Annotated in this window: 14 protein-coding genes; 3 read left to right on the top strand and 11 right to left on the bottom strand. The window is 73.9% G+C overall.

The genetic code is table 11. The features are described 5' to 3' along the window. Positions 1-223: 223 nt before the first annotated feature. The 4 genes from ACFWVC_RS20945 to ggt form a co-directional block, all read right to left on the bottom strand. Positions 224-1,537 (bottom strand): aspartate aminotransferase family protein, encoded by a 1,314-nt coding sequence (locus ACFWVC_RS20945; protein ID WP_384287873.1) that lies wholly within the window; start codon positions 1,535-1,537, stop codon positions 224-226. A gap of 8 nt (positions 1,538-1,545) precedes the next feature. After that, positions 1,546-2,391, bottom strand: coding sequence for a nitrilase-related carbon-nitrogen hydrolase (locus ACFWVC_RS20940; RefSeq protein ID WP_384287870.1), 846 nt, complete (start codon positions 2,389-2,391; stop codon positions 1,546-1,548). Positions 2,392-2,520: 129 nt separating this feature from the next. After that, entirely contained in the window at positions 2,521-3,921 is a 1,401-nt protein-coding gene (locus ACFWVC_RS20935) for a hypothetical protein (protein WP_384287867.1), read from the bottom strand. A 207-nt stretch (positions 3,922-4,128) separates the two neighbouring features. Further along, positions 4,129-5,940, bottom strand: coding sequence for a gamma-glutamyltransferase (gene ggt / locus ACFWVC_RS20930; RefSeq protein ID WP_384287862.1), 1,812 nt, complete (start codon positions 5,938-5,940; stop codon positions 4,129-4,131). 88 nt (positions 5,941-6,028) lie between these two features. On the opposite strand from ggt, the gene ACFWVC_RS20925 reads away from it, so the two are divergent. Continuing rightward, positions 6,029-6,814, top strand: coding sequence for a hypothetical protein (locus ACFWVC_RS20925; RefSeq protein WP_384287858.1), 786 nt, complete (start codon positions 6,029-6,031; stop codon positions 6,812-6,814). A gap of 38 nt (positions 6,815-6,852) precedes the next feature. Here ACFWVC_RS20925 and ACFWVC_RS20920 read toward each other — a convergent pair whose 3' ends face one another. From ACFWVC_RS20920 to ACFWVC_RS20910, 3 genes are all read right to left on the bottom strand, one after another. Continuing rightward, positions 6,853-7,773 (bottom strand): SGNH/GDSL hydrolase family protein, encoded by a 921-nt coding sequence (locus ACFWVC_RS20920; RefSeq protein ID WP_384287853.1) that lies wholly within the window; start codon positions 7,771-7,773, stop codon positions 6,853-6,855. Positions 7,774-7,986: 213 nt separating this feature from the next. Further along, the gene (locus ACFWVC_RS20915) at positions 7,987-8,271 is read right to left on the bottom strand and encodes a TfoX/Sxy family DNA transformation protein (RefSeq protein WP_384287847.1); all 285 of its coding nucleotides are present in this window, start codon (positions 8,269-8,271) and stop codon (positions 7,987-7,989) included. A 29-nt stretch (positions 8,272-8,300) separates the two neighbouring features. Further along, the gene (locus ACFWVC_RS20910; protein ID WP_384287843.1) at positions 8,301-8,834 is read right to left on the bottom strand and encodes an ATP-binding protein; all 534 of its coding nucleotides are present in this window, start codon (positions 8,832-8,834) and stop codon (positions 8,301-8,303) included. A gap of 138 nt (positions 8,835-8,972) precedes the next feature. On the opposite strand from ACFWVC_RS20910, the gene ACFWVC_RS20905 reads away from it, so the two are divergent. Beyond that, positions 8,973-9,830, top strand: a complete 858-nt coding sequence (locus ACFWVC_RS20905; protein ID WP_384287840.1) for an XRE family transcriptional regulator — start codon at positions 8,973-8,975, stop codon at positions 9,828-9,830. An 18-nt stretch (positions 9,831-9,848) separates the two neighbouring features. Here ACFWVC_RS20905 and ACFWVC_RS20900 read toward each other — a convergent pair whose 3' ends face one another. After that, complete coding sequence (locus ACFWVC_RS20900; protein WP_384287834.1) at positions 9,849-10,289, bottom strand: DUF6278 family protein; 441 nt, start codon at positions 10,287-10,289, stop codon at positions 9,849-9,851. A gap of 343 nt (positions 10,290-10,632) precedes the next feature. On the opposite strand from ACFWVC_RS20900, the gene ACFWVC_RS20895 reads away from it, so the two are divergent. Continuing rightward, a complete protein-coding gene (locus ACFWVC_RS20895; RefSeq protein ID WP_384287829.1) occupies positions 10,633-11,484 on the top strand; it encodes a hypothetical protein in 852 nt (283 codons plus the stop codon). Here the strand turns inward: ACFWVC_RS20895 and ACFWVC_RS20890 are convergent. The 3 genes from ACFWVC_RS20890 to ACFWVC_RS20880 all read right to left on the bottom strand — a co-directional run bounded on the left by ACFWVC_RS20890 (position 11,409) and on the right by ACFWVC_RS20880 (position 14,285). Beyond that, a complete protein-coding gene (locus tag ACFWVC_RS20890) occupies positions 11,409-12,188 on the bottom strand; it encodes an exodeoxyribonuclease III (RefSeq protein ID WP_384287826.1) in 780 nt (259 codons plus the stop codon). The genes ACFWVC_RS20895 and ACFWVC_RS20890 overlap by 76 nt on opposite strands. 59 nt (positions 12,189-12,247) lie before the next feature. Further along, positions 12,248-12,895 (bottom strand): MBL fold metallo-hydrolase, encoded by a 648-nt coding sequence (locus tag ACFWVC_RS20885; RefSeq protein WP_384287823.1) that lies wholly within the window; start codon positions 12,893-12,895, stop codon positions 12,248-12,250. A 103-nt stretch (positions 12,896-12,998) separates the two neighbouring features. Continuing rightward, on the bottom strand, positions 12,999-14,285 hold the full coding sequence (locus tag ACFWVC_RS20880) for an alpha/beta fold hydrolase (protein WP_384287820.1): 1,287 nt from the start codon (positions 14,283-14,285) through the stop codon (positions 12,999-13,001). Between the last annotated feature and the right edge of the window lie 53 nt (positions 14,286-14,338).

The following is a 14,338-nucleotide window of genomic DNA, read 5'->3' as shown; positions in this document are numbered from 1 at the left end:
CCGCTGATCGTCGGGCCCGATCACGTTCCCGGTGACCGCCCCCAAGGCGAACGTTCACAATATGCCATGAAACGGGCGCGCGCGGCAGGATGCGGGCAGCCGCCGCGCCCTGGTTCCCGCTCCCGCCCCAGGGGATGAGGAGCCGTCACATCAGGCGCCGGGGAACGTCGATGGGCGCGGTCCGGGCGGCGCGGCGCCGCCCGGACCAGGAACGGACGGGGCGTCAGGCCACCCCGCCACCCACCTCGCTCTGGGCCTGCTTGAGCGCGGCTTCCAGGATGGACGCGCCCTCCTCGGCCTCCGCGACGGTCAGCGACAGCGGCGGGGCGATCCGCAGCGCGTCACCGGCGCGGCCTCCCTTGCCGATGAGCAGACCGCCCTCGCGGGCCGCCTCCATGACGACCTTGGTGGCGGCGGCATCGGCGAGTTCCATGCCGAGCATCAGACCGCGGCCGCGGACCTCGCGGACCACCGGCAACCCGGCGGCGATCGCCGCCAGACGCGACTTCAGCAGCCCGCCGACGCGCCGGGCGTTGCCCTGCAGGTCGTGGTCGAGGAGGTACTGGAGGTTGGCCAGCGCCCCGGCGGTGGTGATGGGGCTGCCGCCGAAGGTGGAGATGGAGTTGGCGGTCAGGCAGTCCATCACCTCGGCGCGGGCGACGACGCCGCCCATGGACAGGCCGTTGCCGACGCCCTTGGCGAAGGTGAGGATGTCCGGCGGGCCGGCGCCCTCGTGCGCCTGCCAGCCCCAGAAGTGGTCGCCGGTGCGGCCCCAGCCGGTCTGCACCTCGTCGGTGATCCAGAGGATGCCGTGCCGGTCGAGCACCTGCTTGAAGGCGGCCAGCAGTCCGTCCGGGCCGGAGGTGAAGCCGCCGACGCCCTGCACGGGTTCGGCGATCAGGGCGGCGACCCGGCCGTTGGCCTGGCCGAGCACGTCCTCCAGGTCCGCGACGCACGCGGCGATGAACTCCGCGTCCGACAGGTGCGCGTACGGGCCGCGGGTACGGACGCCGCCGTGCACGTAGAGCGTCTGCAGCGGGGAGAGGCTGGTCGGCGACCACGCGGTGTTGCCGGTGATGCCGATCGCCGAGAAGGAGCGGCCGTGGTAGCTGTTGCGCAGGGCGAGGATCTGGTTGGACCCGCGCAGGGTCGTGGCCAGCAGCAGCGCGGTGTCGTTCGCCTCCGTGCCGGAGGTGGTGAAGAAGACCCGGGCGTCCGGGATGCCGGACAGGGCGGCGATCCGCTCGGCGAGTTCGACGGCCTGGGAGCTCAGGTAGAGCGTCGAGGAGTGCAGGATCCGTCCGGCCTGGTCGCGGACGGCGGCGGTGACCTCCGGCAGGGCGTGGGCGGTCATGGTGGTGAGGATGCCGCCGAAGAAGTCCAGGTACTGCCGGCCCTCGGCGTCCCAGACGTGACGGCCCTCGCCGTGGGTGATCTCGATCGGGTCGTCGTAGTAGGTCGCCAGCCACTGGGGCATGACGGCCTTGTGGCGGGCGTGGAGCGCGGCGTGCTGCTGCGAGCGTTCGGTCATGGTCATATCAACGATCACGCCTCCGTGAGGGTGCCGTAGGCGTCCGGGCGGCGGTCCCGGTAGAAGGCCCACTGCTGGCGCACCTCGGGGATCAGGTCGAAGTCCAGGTCACGGACGATCAGCTCCTCCTCCTTGCCGGAGGCGGGCTCGCCGACGAACTGGCCGCGCGGGTCGACGAAGTAGGAAGTGCCGTAGAAGTCGTTGTCGCCGTACTCCGGCTCCTGGCCGACGCGGTTGATGGCCGCGATGAAGTACTCGTTGGCGACGGCGGCGGCCGGCTGCTCCAGCTTCCAGAGGTAGGCCGACAGTCCGCGGTGGGTCGCCGAGGGGTTGTAGACGAGTTGGGCTCCGGCGAGGCCGAGCGCGCGCCAGCCCTCGGGGAAGTGCCGGTCGTAGCAGATGTAGACGCCGACCTTGCCGACCGCGGTGTCGAAGACGGGCCAGCCCAGGTTGCCGGGCTTGAAGTAGAACTTCTCCCAGAAGCCCTTGACCTGCGGGATGTGGTGCTTGCGGTACTTGCCGAGGTACGAGCCGTCGGCGTCGATCACGGCCGCGGTGTTGTAGTAGAACCCGTCCTGCTCGATCTCGTAGACGGGGACGACCATCACCATGCCGGTCTCGCGGGCCAAGGCCTGCATGCGCAGCACGGTCGGCCCGTCCGGGACCCGTTCGGCCCAGCGGTAGTTCCCGGCCTCCTGCACCTGGCAGAAGTAGGGGGCGTTGAACACCTCCTGGAAGCCGATCACCTTGGCGCCCTGGGCGGCGGCCTCACGGGCGTGCGCCTCGTGCTTGGCGATCATCGACTCGGTGTCGCCGGTCCACGTCGCCTGAACGAGCGCCGCTCGTACGACATTGGGCATGACAGCTCCTTTGACGCGGTGTCACACCGGACCGGCGGGCTGGTCTACGCACGTAGATCCGGCGGTGGGAAGAACGTAGAGCCCACTGCCCACTGTGGCAATACCGGCGCCTTTACTCAACGAAGCCGATCAGGATTCGCGGTCGGACAGACCCGCTCGGCGCAGTGCGGCGACCACGTCGCGGCGCCGGGAGGCCGAGACCAGCCCCGCGGCGTCGAGCAGCGGCCCGGTCAGGTCGGGGCGTTCGGCGACGATGGCCGCCGCCGTGTCCGGGGTCCGGGCGCGCACCAGGGCGGCCAGCAGCGTGACCGCCCGGTCCCGCAGCCGCGCCTCGCACAGGGCCGCGGCGGTCCGGGCGACCTCGGCGGCGGGGCGCGCGGCGGCCTGGTGCAGCAGCGTGCGGCAGTCCTCGGCACGGCCCGCGGCGTCCAGGGCCGACGCGACGGCGGCCAGGTGGTGCGGCGGCCGGGCGGCCAGCTCCCACAGCAGGGTGGCGACGTCGGCGGCGAGCCCGGACTGCTCCAGCGCCGCCGCGAGCTCCGGGATCTGCTCGGCCGGTCCCGCGGCCGCCTCGCTCATCAGCACGTACGCCTCGCCGCTGCGGCCGGTGCGGCGCAGCTCCGCCATACGGGCGGCGGCCGTCCGGGCCGCGACCCGGTGCGCCCGCGCCTCGGCGCCGCCGGGCTCCTCGTGTCCCCCCGCGGGCGGCTGCTCCTCCGCGGCCCCGGCGAAGCGGGCTCCACGCGGTCCGGGGTGCGCCGCGTCCGGGGGCGGGGCCGGGGCGGGACTCGGCTCCTCGGCGGCGGCCTCCGGAGCGCCGGCGAAGCGGGCCCCGCCGTAGCGCGCGCCGCCTCGTCTGCCCTCCTTGCGACCGCGGGCCGGAGGTGGGGGTGGTGGCGGTGGCGGGGCCGCCTCGGGCGCGTACGCACCGTCGCCGGTACGGGGGGCGGGGACCCGCGGCGCCGGGGGCGGGGCCGCCGGCGCCCGGAACCAGTCCTCGGGAACGGCGGGACGCGCCAGGACGGCGTCGAGACGGGCCTGGAGCTCGGCGCAGCGGATGGCGGCGCGCTCACGGTCGTCACGGGCCCAGGCGAGCTCGCCCGCCACCAGGTCGGCCCGGCCGGGGTCGTGCCCTGCGCGGTGCAGCGCGTCGTCGAGGTCGCGTTCGCGCAGCGTCGCGTACTGCCGCTCGCGGAGCATCAGGTCCAGGCGCGCACGGAGGGCGTGCTCGCTGCCGGGTGCCGCGTCGTGCGCGGCGACGGCGGCCGCGTGAAGGCGCCGGGCGGGCACGAGGACACCGTCGCCGACATGGCCGCCGCGCACCGCCGCGACGTCGTGGATGAGGGCGCGCACGACGTCCCAGGGAGGTACGTCGGCGCCCTCGAAGTAGTCCCGGGCGGCGTCGGGGTCGCGCCGGGCGAAAACCGCGTACCAGCCGGGGGACGCCCCCAGCGCGGCCGCCAGCCCGCGGAAGTACTGCGTGAACGCGCCTGCCGCGTCGCCTGTCCGGGTGCTCGCCCCGCGTTCCACGCTCGCTCCTCCCTGTCCGCCGCCGGACGGCGGAAGCGTGTGGTCCGCCTGGCATTCGACACCAGTTCTGTTACGGGAGCGCTACAGGGAGTTTTCGCCCAGGGCGCGACGGGAGCGCGGGCGCCCGCGCACGCCCCCGTCCCCCGCCCTCACGTCATTTACCGCCCGCCGTCATCTCCCCGACGAAGGACGGGAAATGACGTTCCATCAGGGAGCGCAGCCCCGGACCACCATCGCGGATCCGCCGCCCCGGCGCACGGGCTCGGCGGCGGCGAGCCAGCGGCCGTCCGGCAGCCGCTGGACACCGGTGGCCGCGCCGATCTCGGCGCCCTCCACCAGGTTCTGGCCGAGCGCCTTCAGCCGGGCCGCCGCGGGACCGGCCAGGAACGCCGCCTCGGCCTGGGTCGTGGCGGTGTTGCGCTGGCTGGCACGCGGGGCCGCGATGGCGTCGACGAGCGGCAGGCCCCGGTCGACGTGCTCGGTCAGCACCTGCAGGACGGTGGTGATGATCGTGGCGCCGCCCGGTGAGCCGAGCGCGAAGTCGGCCTTGCCGTTCTTCAGCACGATCGTCGGCGACATCGAGGAGCGCGGCCGCTTGCCCGGGCCGGGCAGATTGGGGTCGTGGACGGCGGGGTTCGCCGGCACGAAGGAGAAGTCGGTCAGCTCGTTGTTCAGCAGGAAGCCGCGGCCGGGCACGGTGATGGCGCTGCCCCCGGTCTGCTCGATGGTGAGCGTGTACGAGACGACGCCGCCCCACTTGTCGGCGACCGTCAGATGCGTGGTGCTCTCGCCCTCGTAGGTGGTGGGGGCGGCCGTACCGCCCGTGCCGCAGGCCGCCGGGTGTGCGGGGTCACCGGGCGCGAGTGGGCTGGTCAGCACCGCGTCGTCCTTGATCAGGCAGGCGCGCGAGTCGGCGAACCGCTGCGACAGCAGCCCCGCGGTGGGGACCTTCTCGAAGGCCGGGTCGCCGACCCAGCGGCCCCGGTCGGCGAAGGAGATCCGGCTCGCCTCCAGGAAGCGGTGCAGGTACTGGGCGTCGGAGAGCCGGGACAGGCTGCCGGTGCGCTCCAGGATGTTGAGCGCCTCGCCGACCGTCGTGCCGCCGGACGAGGAGGGCGCCATGCCGTACACGTCCAGTCCGCGGTAGGCGACGCGGGTCGGCTTCTGCGCCTTGGCCTTGTACGTCTTGAGGTCGCGGGTCGTGAGGTCCCCGGGCCGTACGACACGTGTGGCGGCGGGGTCGACGGGGGGCTTGCGCACGGTGTCGACGATGTCGGCGCCGATCTCGCCGTCGTAGACGGCCGAGATGCCCTTGTGGCCCAACTCCTCGTAGGTGCGCGCGAGATCGGGGTTCTTCAGCGTGGAGCCGACGACCGGCAACTGCCCGCCGGGCAGGAAGAGGGCAGCGGTCGCGGGGAAGTCCTTGAAGCGGGCGAGGTTGCCCTCGGTCTGGCTGCGGAAGGTGGCGTCCACGGTGAAGCCGCCGCGCGCGAGCCGCTCAGCGGGCTTCAGCATCTCGCCGAGGCTCCGGGTGCCCCAGGCGTCGAGCGCGGTGTCCCAGGTCGCGGACGTGCCGGGGACGCCGACGCTGAGACCGCTGGTGACGGCGGTGTCGAAGGGCAGCGGCTGCCCGTTCTCGACGAAGAGCCGGTCGGTGGCGCTGCGGGGCGCGGTCTCCCGGCCGTCGATCGTGTGGACCTTGTGGTCCCGGGGGCTGTAGTAGACGAAGTAGCCGCCTCCGCCGATGCCGGAGGAGTACGGCTCGGTGACGCCCAGCGCGGCGGCGGTGGCGACCGCGGCGTCCACGGCGTTCCCGCCGCGCCGCAGGACCTCGATGCCGGCGGCCGACGCGTCGGCGTCGACGCTGGAGACGGCGCCGCCGTAGCCGACCGCGAGCGGCACCTTGTCCGGTGGGGCGTGCCCGCCCGCCGGACCGCCGGGCGGGGCTGCCGCGACCGACAGGGCCGCGGTGGCGGTGACGGTGAGCAGCGACAGGATCCGTGCGGCGTGACGACGCATACGTGGACCTCCACTAGGGCGACCGTCCAGGCAGCGTAACCCGACCCCGGCTTCCTCGTCAGGAACACCTCAACTACCATCCCGGCACATGAGCGACGACGTGCGCAACATCGTGCTGGGTCTGGCCGCGAGCGGCCTGAGCGCCGTGCTGGGGTGGTTCGTGCGCACCTACGCGTGGCGCCGCCGGCTCCGCCGCAAGCAGCGCTTCTTCGGGCTGCCGGCCGGTTCCGAGTGCCTGCTGGTGGTCAACCGCGACCCCGGCGCGCGGGAGTGGAGCGTGGCGCGCCATGACGTCTTCGCGCTGATCGAACTCTCCGCGCTCATCAAGGAGTGCCAGGCCAACGCCGAGATCCTGCCGCACGACACCGCCTGGCAGGGCTTCGGCGCACGGACCGAGTTCTGCATAGGGGGCCCGGTCTCCAACCACCGCATGGCGGCCCATCTGCGGTCGATGCTGCCGGGCGTCGAGGTCGGCAAGGAGAAGACCGGCCCCGACCAGGGCGCGCTGACGGTGGGCGGCGAGACCTACCGCATGGACAAGGGCAGGGCCGAGTACGTCCTGCTGGCCCGGCTCGCCGCCGACGAGAACACCGGCAACAGCCGCCCCGTCTTCCTGGCCTCGGGGCAGCGCGCGGTCACGAACCAGGCGGCGGTGCGCTACCTGGCACGCCACCACGGCCGGCTCACCCGCAAGTACGGCGTCAACGGGACGTTCTGCCTGCTGCTGAAGGTCGTCAACTCGCAGGCGTACGGGCCGGACGTCGTGGAGATCGTCGCGGACGTCACCAGGGCGGCCACCACACCGGTCGCCCGCCCGGAGGCCGTGGCCGCTACCCCCGCTACAGCCACTACCTCCGGCACCACCGCGGAATGATCATGTGACGACCGGGCCGGCCGCGGGTGCGGCCCGCCTCACCGGTGGACGTGGAGCCGGTCCAGGACCGCGGCGGCCATCGCCTGCTCGCCGAGCGCGTTGGGGTGGGCGGGGGCGGCCGGGGAGGCGGGCGTGAGCGGCTCGATCCAGCGCACGCCGGGGGCGGTGCACATGTCGTGCCCGACCGTCGGGGTGTAGGTGTCCACGTAGGTGGCGTGAGCGGCCTTGGCACGGCGGGCGAGCATCGCGTTGAGACGCTTCTCGGTGTCGCGCAGATAGGCGAAGTCCCCGTCGGCGAAGGGCACGGCCGGACGGCAGCCGACGCCGCTGTCGGGGAGCAGGTCGGGGTAGCCGACGACCACGACACGGGCGTGCGGGGCGCGCCGGTGCACGGCGCCGAGCACGGCGTCGATCTTCGGCGCGGTGGCGTCGATCGCCGCCCGCAACTGGTCGCTGCCGCCGGAGGAGTAGTACCGCTGGCAGGGGTTGCCGGTCGGGTCGCCGAGCGCCGCCCCCGCGCAGGTGCGGATGATGCTTCCGAAGCCGACGTCGTTGCCGCCGATCTGGACCGTCACCAGGGACGTACGGCGGGACAGGGCGTCCAGCTGCGGCGGATTGGTGCCCTGGGCCTGCCACATCTCGGCGGTGGTGGCGCCCCCGCAGCTCACGTCGGTGAGGTGCGTGCCGCGCAGCCGCCCGGCGACCAGTGAGGGGTAATTACGGTCGGAGCGGGCGCAGTTGAGATCCACCTGAGTGGGGATCAGCGGCCCGGAGGTGTACGAGTCCCCGAGCGCGACATAGGCGCCGCGATGGCCCTGGCCATGCCCGTGGCCACCGCCGTGGCCGTGTCCGTGACCGGAGCCTCCGTGCGCGGCGGCCGGCACCGCGCTCCCGGCCGTGAGGACGAGCGCGGCGGCGGCAGCCGCGACACCCAGGATCGACGCACGTCCGACAGCCATCGGGCCCTCCCCCTGTCAACGCTGACGGTTCAGATTCGACGCGACACGAGGCGAAAGTCAATGACTGTGCAGGAAGTGCACACCGCGCCGCCCCCTGTCCGCCTCCCGCGGCGCCCGGCACGGGGTCCGCGGGAGGCACACAGCGATCGGGGGTACGCGTGGTGCGCGCCCGCGCGAGCCGGTGGCGTCCCGGCCCGCGGGGGCGCCGGTGCGCTACTGGGTGCCCGCGGCGACGTCGGCGTGCCCCTCCCCCAGGACCTGCCCGGCCAGCGCGTCCCGCTCGGGCTTGGGGATGGCGGTCCAGCGGGTGCCGCGGATCGCGCCCTCCAGGGCGAACAGGGTGTGGCTGCGCGCGTCCTCGGGAAGGTCTTCGCGGATCATCGCGAAGGCACGTCCCGCTCCGAGGCGCCGCAGCTCGTCGGCGTCCGTCACGCCGACCCGGCGGAGGCGCTCCGCCAGTACAGCTCCGATGTTGGGCATCTGCTGCAGGGAGTCCATGCCCTCATCATGCACCTCCCGACGCCCCGTCAGACGGCGATCTCGGCCCAGACACGCTTGCCGGCCGGGAGAAGCTCGGTGCCCCAGCGGAAGCTGAGGGAGGAGACCGCCTGCAGACCGCTGCCGTTCCGCGGGCAGGTGGGAGGCGGTCCGGTGAGCCTCGGGCAGGGCAGTGCGCGCGACCCGTCGCGCACCGACAGATGGACCAGGGACAGCCGTCGCCACAGCGTGATGCCCAGGTGACGGCCCCCGGCGTGCCGCACCGCGTTGGCGACCAGTTCGGACAGGACGGCCTCGGCGGTCTCCAGCAGGTGACCGAGGCCCCACGAGTCGAGGGCCGCCGAGAGGATGCGCCTGGCGTGGGCGGCCGCGAGGTCGTCGCTCGGGAGGAAGACCTCGCCGAGGAGCGCGGAAGCCCGCGGCGCGCCGGAGGGTCCGGCCCGGCGCGTCCGGGTGTCCGGGCGGTCCGGGCGGTCCGGGGGCGGCGTCCCGGCCGCCGGGTCCGGGCCGCAGGCGGGGACGAGGCTGAGGAGGGACGTTCTCCCGGCCGGGTTGTCCCGCATGTGTCCACCTCGCAGGTCTCGTAGGTGGCGCCGAGCATTCTCGTGAAGCCGGTGTGCTCGCGATACCCCCGCGCTATTCTCACCACGACATACCCGCTGGTAACGCCGCTGCCGCCGTGGCGTGGACGGGAGGCGCGGATGTCGGAACCGGGTTCCGGCGACGGCGTCGGGATACCTGCCTGGGCATGGGAGCGCGACGAGATCCGGGAGGCGCTGCGCTCCCGTGACGCCGGGGCGATCCTCCGCTTCGCCCAGCAGTACGGGGGCGCCAGCCAGTCCCGCATCGCCGCCGCGACCGGGCTGCTGCAGGGCCGGGTCAACGAGATCGTGCGCGGCCGCCGGTCCGTGGTCCGCCTCGACGTCTTCGAGCGGATCGCACAGGGCCTGCGGATGCCGGACCAGGCGCGGATGCTCCTGGGGCTCGCCCCGCTGCGCTTCAGCGGGTACGGCACCCGGGATCTGACGAACCATCCGCGCGTCGCGGCCGTGGCCCTGACCAAGCCCGAGGCGGCGACCGAGATCCGCGACGCGGCAGCGGGGGCGGAGTCGGTGGACGTGGTGGGGGTACGGGCCCTGGGACTCGTCGCGCTCGGCGACTCACTGCTGCGCGGTCCGCTGACCCGCAAGGACCGCACGGACGTCCCGCGTCTGCGGCTGCTGCTGCTCCACCCGGAGAGCCCGGCGGTGACGCGGATCGCGGAAGAGGTCGGCGAGACGCCGCGGTTCTTCGTGTCGAGCCTGCGCTTCGCGGAGGACATGCTGGCCGCGCTCGCCGAAGAAGGAACGATTCACCTGGAGGTGTACCGGTACCGGACGACGCCGGTGTGGCGGCTGGTCCGGCTCGACGGCCTCACCTTCGTCTCCGTCATCGGACGGCCCGGCGACGCGCGCGGCTCGATGGTCTACCGGCTCTCCGCCACCCCGCCGGGCTCGGTTCTCTACGGCTTCGACCGCTACTTCGAGGCCATGCTCGGCGAGGCGGAGCGCGTCATCTGACGGCCCGGACCGGCGGGCCTACGGCTCCGAGGCCTCCGCGTACACCTGCGACAGCTCGGGGGTGCCGCTCTCGGCCCACTCGTGGCCGGCCTCGACGACATCCAGCTCGCGGCCGGAGACGAGCACGATCACGGGATGGCCGTTGGGCCAGATCTGCCAGGCGGCGCCCGGCACCGTGCGCACGATGACCGTGCCGAGGTAGAGCCCGGCGTCATTGCCGAGCCAGGAGAGTTCGTCGGGGTCGTCACGCCAGCGCGGCTGCAACTGGTCGACGCTCTCCAGCGACGCGGGGGTGTCGTCGAGCGCGACCCCCTCGGACTCGGCACGGGCGCGCAGCAGCTCGCATTCGCCCAGCAGTTCGCCGATGCCCTCGGGGTCGTCCACGACCGGCCCCGTCAGGGCCGTGCCGGCGGCCTCACCGTACCTTTTGCGCCACTTGTCGAGGAACGAGATCTCCATGCAGGTCAGCGTATGCCGTCCGCACGAAAAGGCGGAGGGCGATGACGTACGCCTTCCTCAAAGTCTCGTGCACAGTCCGTGTCGAGCGGCCTTCGCACGGCACCCCGCCCCGGCGGTGATCTGCCATCTGCCGCGCATCCGACTCCCGTCGGGTGATTCCCACCGGACCCCGCCCGGAGCCGAGTGGACCGGGTTCGCGCTCCGCGGAGGCGGTGCCGACGGCGGAACGACCCCTCGGCACGGGCGGGTGCGGTGCCGGAAGCGACGGCAACGAGACGTTGTATACGTTCTGTTGCCGCACAATACGTAGCGTAAAGCCGCCCGGTGCGAGAAGGGGCACGGGATGTGTGATGAACGGGAGGCCGCCGCCCTGCGCACGGCCGACCGCGCCTGGCGCCTGCTCGAGGAACTGGCGGAACGCGCACCGGGGGCGGTGCGGCTGACCCCCGGCGCCGGCGAGGGCGAGATCGACGGCTGGGGGGTGCCACTGCCGCCGGAGGTGCGCCGTCTGGTGGGGCGGGTGCGGGCGGTCCGGATCGGCGGGCTGGAGGAGTACCGGCTGGCGCCGGAACGGGGACTGGCCACGGGCGGCTGGGCGGTGGGGCCGGCGGGCTCGGCGCATCTGCTGCACGAGGCGGGCGAGGACGCGCTGTTCGTCGACGTGGACTCGGGAACCGGCGCCTGGGGGCGGGTGTTCGCCGCGACCGGGGTGTTCCAGGAGACCTGGGCCTATGTGGCACCGTCCCTGATCGCCTGGGTGACCACGCTCGCCTCCGCGGGACTGGCGGCGCTGGAGCGCACGGGGGCGGAGGACCCGGACGGCCCCGGCCCCTCGGCCGACAACGCCACCGTGCTGGAACGGCTGGCCGAGACCTCCCACGTCGTCTCCTACCGGCCCGACCTGCGCGGCACCCCGGTCACCGAGGCCCGACGCGGCGCCGACCCGGAACTGGCCGCCGCCCTGGCCGGACTGCCGGACGAGGCAGTGGTGGTGGACCTGCGCGAGGTGGCCGCCCCGGCCACCTTGCACCTGCCCTGCCCGCCGGGCCTGCGCGGCGGCTGGGTGGAGTTCCAGCGCCGGCACGGCGGCCGCTTCGCGGTCGGGATGCCCCGCAGCGCTCAGACGTCGAGGTCGACCACCACGGGGGCGTGGTCGGAGGCACCCTTGCCCTTGCGCTCCTCGCGGTCGACGTAGGCGTCGCTCACGGCCTTGGTGAAGGCCTGGTTCGCGTAGACCAGGTCGATGCGCATGCCGCGGTTCTTGGGGAAGGCCAGTTGGCGGTAGTCCCAGTAGGTGTAGGGGCGGTCGTACTTGAGCGGGCGGGGCACCACGTCGCTCAGCCCCGCCTCGCGCAGGCTCGCCAGCGCCTCCCGCTCGGCCGGGGTGACGTGCGTCATCCCCTCGAAGACCGTGGGGTCCCAGACGTCCTCGTCGGTGGGGGCCACGTTGTAGTCGCCGAGGATGGCGAAGGGGCGCTCGGCCGCCGCGTCCTCGGAGACGGCGCCGCGCAGCGCCTCGAACCAGCGGAGCTTGTAAGCGTAGTGGTCGTGGCCGACCTCGCGGCCGTTGGGCACGTACACCGACCAGACGCGGACCGGGCCGCAGGTCGCGGACACCGCGCGAGGTTCCTCTGCGTCCTCGTACAGCGGGCCGCCCGGCAGGCCGACGACGACGTCCTCCAGGCCGACGCGGGAGAGCAGCGCCACCCCGTTCCACCGGCCGGTGGCGTTGACGGCGGTCTCGTAGCCGAGGGCACGCAGCTCGTCGAAGGGGAACTGCGCCTCGGCGCACTTGGTCTCCTGGACGCACAGCACGTCCGGGCCGTTCTGCTCCAGCCAGGCGAGCAGCCGCGGCAGGCGGGCGGTGATGGAGTTGACGTTCCAGGTGGCGATGCGCATGGCACCGAATCTACCGCCCGCCTCCGACAACCGGCCCCGCCCGCCGCCGCGCGGGGGCGTCAGCCCAGCTCGGTGCTGTCCCCGGGGGCCAGCCGGTCGTGCCCGGCACCCGCCACACCCGGGCCGTCAGGACCGAGCAGGCGGTCGTAGACGGTGCGGGCCACGTCGGTCAGGAGGGCGTCGTGCACGTCGATGGCCCGGGCCGGCTTGAGCTCGCGCAGGTAGTCGATCACCTCGGAGACCTTGCTCCAGGGGGCGTGCACCGGCAGCAGCAGCGTCTCGACGCTGCGGCCGGGGACGGTGAGCGCGTCGCCGGGGTGGAAGACGGAACCGTCGACCAGGAAGCCGACGTTGGTGATCCGCGGGATGTCGGGGTGGATCACCGCGTGGAGCTGTCCGTGCACCTCGACGTCGAAGCCCGCCGCGCTGAAGGTGTCGCCCTCGCCGACGGTGTGCACCCGGCCGGGGAAGGCGGCGGAGACCTGGTCCGCGACGCTCTTCAGCGTCCAGATCTCGGCGCCCGGGTTGTCCTCCAGCGCGGTGCGCAGCTGCTCCTCGCTGAAGTGGTCGGCGTGCTCGTGGGTGACGAGGACCGCCTCCGCCCCGGCCGCGGCCCGCGGCTCGGTGAAGGCGCCGGGGTCGATGACGAGCGCGCGCCCGTCCTTCTCCAGCCGGACGCAGGCGTGGCCCTGCTTCGTCAGTTTCATGGCTCTCCTCCGCGGCGGTGATCCTTTGCATGGCCATCATGGCCGAGGCCGGGCGCACCGTCCTGGTGCGGAAAGTACCGGGGTACGGGCGCTGTGCGCGGTCTCACTCCCCCGGGCGAGTCTCCTCCCGGATCACCTGCCGCGCCACCGTGAAGGCGGCGCCGGCGGCCGGGACCCCGCAGTGCACGGCGGTCTGCAGCAGCACTTCCTCGATCTCGGCGGGGCTCAGCCCGTTGCGCAGCGCCGCCCGGATGTGCGTCGCGAGATCGTCGTGGTGGCCGCCGGCGACCAGCGCGGTCAGGCTGACCACGCTGCGGGTGCGGCGGTCGAGTCCGGGCCGGTTCCAGACCTCGCCCCAGGCGTAGCGGGTGACGAAGTCCTCGAAGTCCACGCCGAACCCGTCGGCCTGCTCGGCGGCCCGGTCGACATGCGCGTCGCCCAGTACCTCGCGGCGGATGCGGTCGCCGTCGCCGTAGGCACCCGCCCGGTCGCTCGTGGCGGACCGCGGTCCCCCGTCCGCGCGGGGCACCGCCGGGGCCGGCGCCTCGGCCGTGGGCGCGACGGGCGGGGTGGGGACGGGCGCCATGGCGTACCCGGCCATCGGCTCCGCCCAGGCGGCCTCGAAGTGGCGCACCAGCAGTTCGGTCACCGCGGCGGGCTGCTCGACCGGCACGAGGTGCGAGGCGCCGGGGACGACCGCGAGCCGCGCGTCGGTTATCCCGGCCACCAGCGCCCTGGCGTCCGCCGGGGGCGTGACCGGGTCCTCGGCGCCGTTCAGCACGAGCGCCGGGACGGCGATCCGGTCCAGGTCGGCGCGGACGTCATGGGCGGCGAGCGCCTCGCAGGCGGCGACGTAGCACTCGGCGTCGGTGCTGAGCACCATCTGCACGGCCCAGTCCACGATGGCCGTCTGCGCGGTGCGGAAGCCGGCGGCGAACCAGCGCTCCGGGGCGCTCTGGGCGATCTGGTCCAGCCCGTTGGCCCGGACGATCACCCCGCGCTGACGCCAGGAGTCGGGGGTGCCGTAGCGGGCGGCCGAGGAGATCAGCGCCAGGGAGGCCACGCGGTGCGGGGCGCGCAGCGCGAGCTGTGTGCCGACGGCGCCCCCGAAGGAGCAGCCGGCGTAGCCGAAGCGCTCGATCCCGGCCTGGTCCAGGGTGCGCAGGAGACGGTCGGCGAGCTCGGCGGTGGAGGCCGAGGGGGCGGCGGGCGCGCCGCCGTGCCCCGGCAGGTCGTACCGCAGCACGCGCCATTGGCGCGTCAGCTCGGGCACCTGCCGGTCCCACATGTGCCAGGTGGTGCCGAGTGAGGGGCCGAGGACGAGGACCGGGGCGTCCTCGGGGCCGTCGAAGCGGTGCTGGAGGGTCTTCGTGGTCTGCTCGTCGCTCACGCTTGTCACGCTATCGAGCGAACGCCCACGCGGTGCCACCGCCCCCCGCCCGG

It is taken from the genome of Streptomyces sp. NPDC058691 (genome assembly GCF_042714775.1).
Classification (GTDB): Bacteria; Actinomycetota; Actinomycetes; order Streptomycetales; family Streptomycetaceae; genus Actinacidiphila.
Note: the sequence above shows the minus strand (reverse complement) of the source record. Positions and strands in the feature narration are given on the sequence as shown.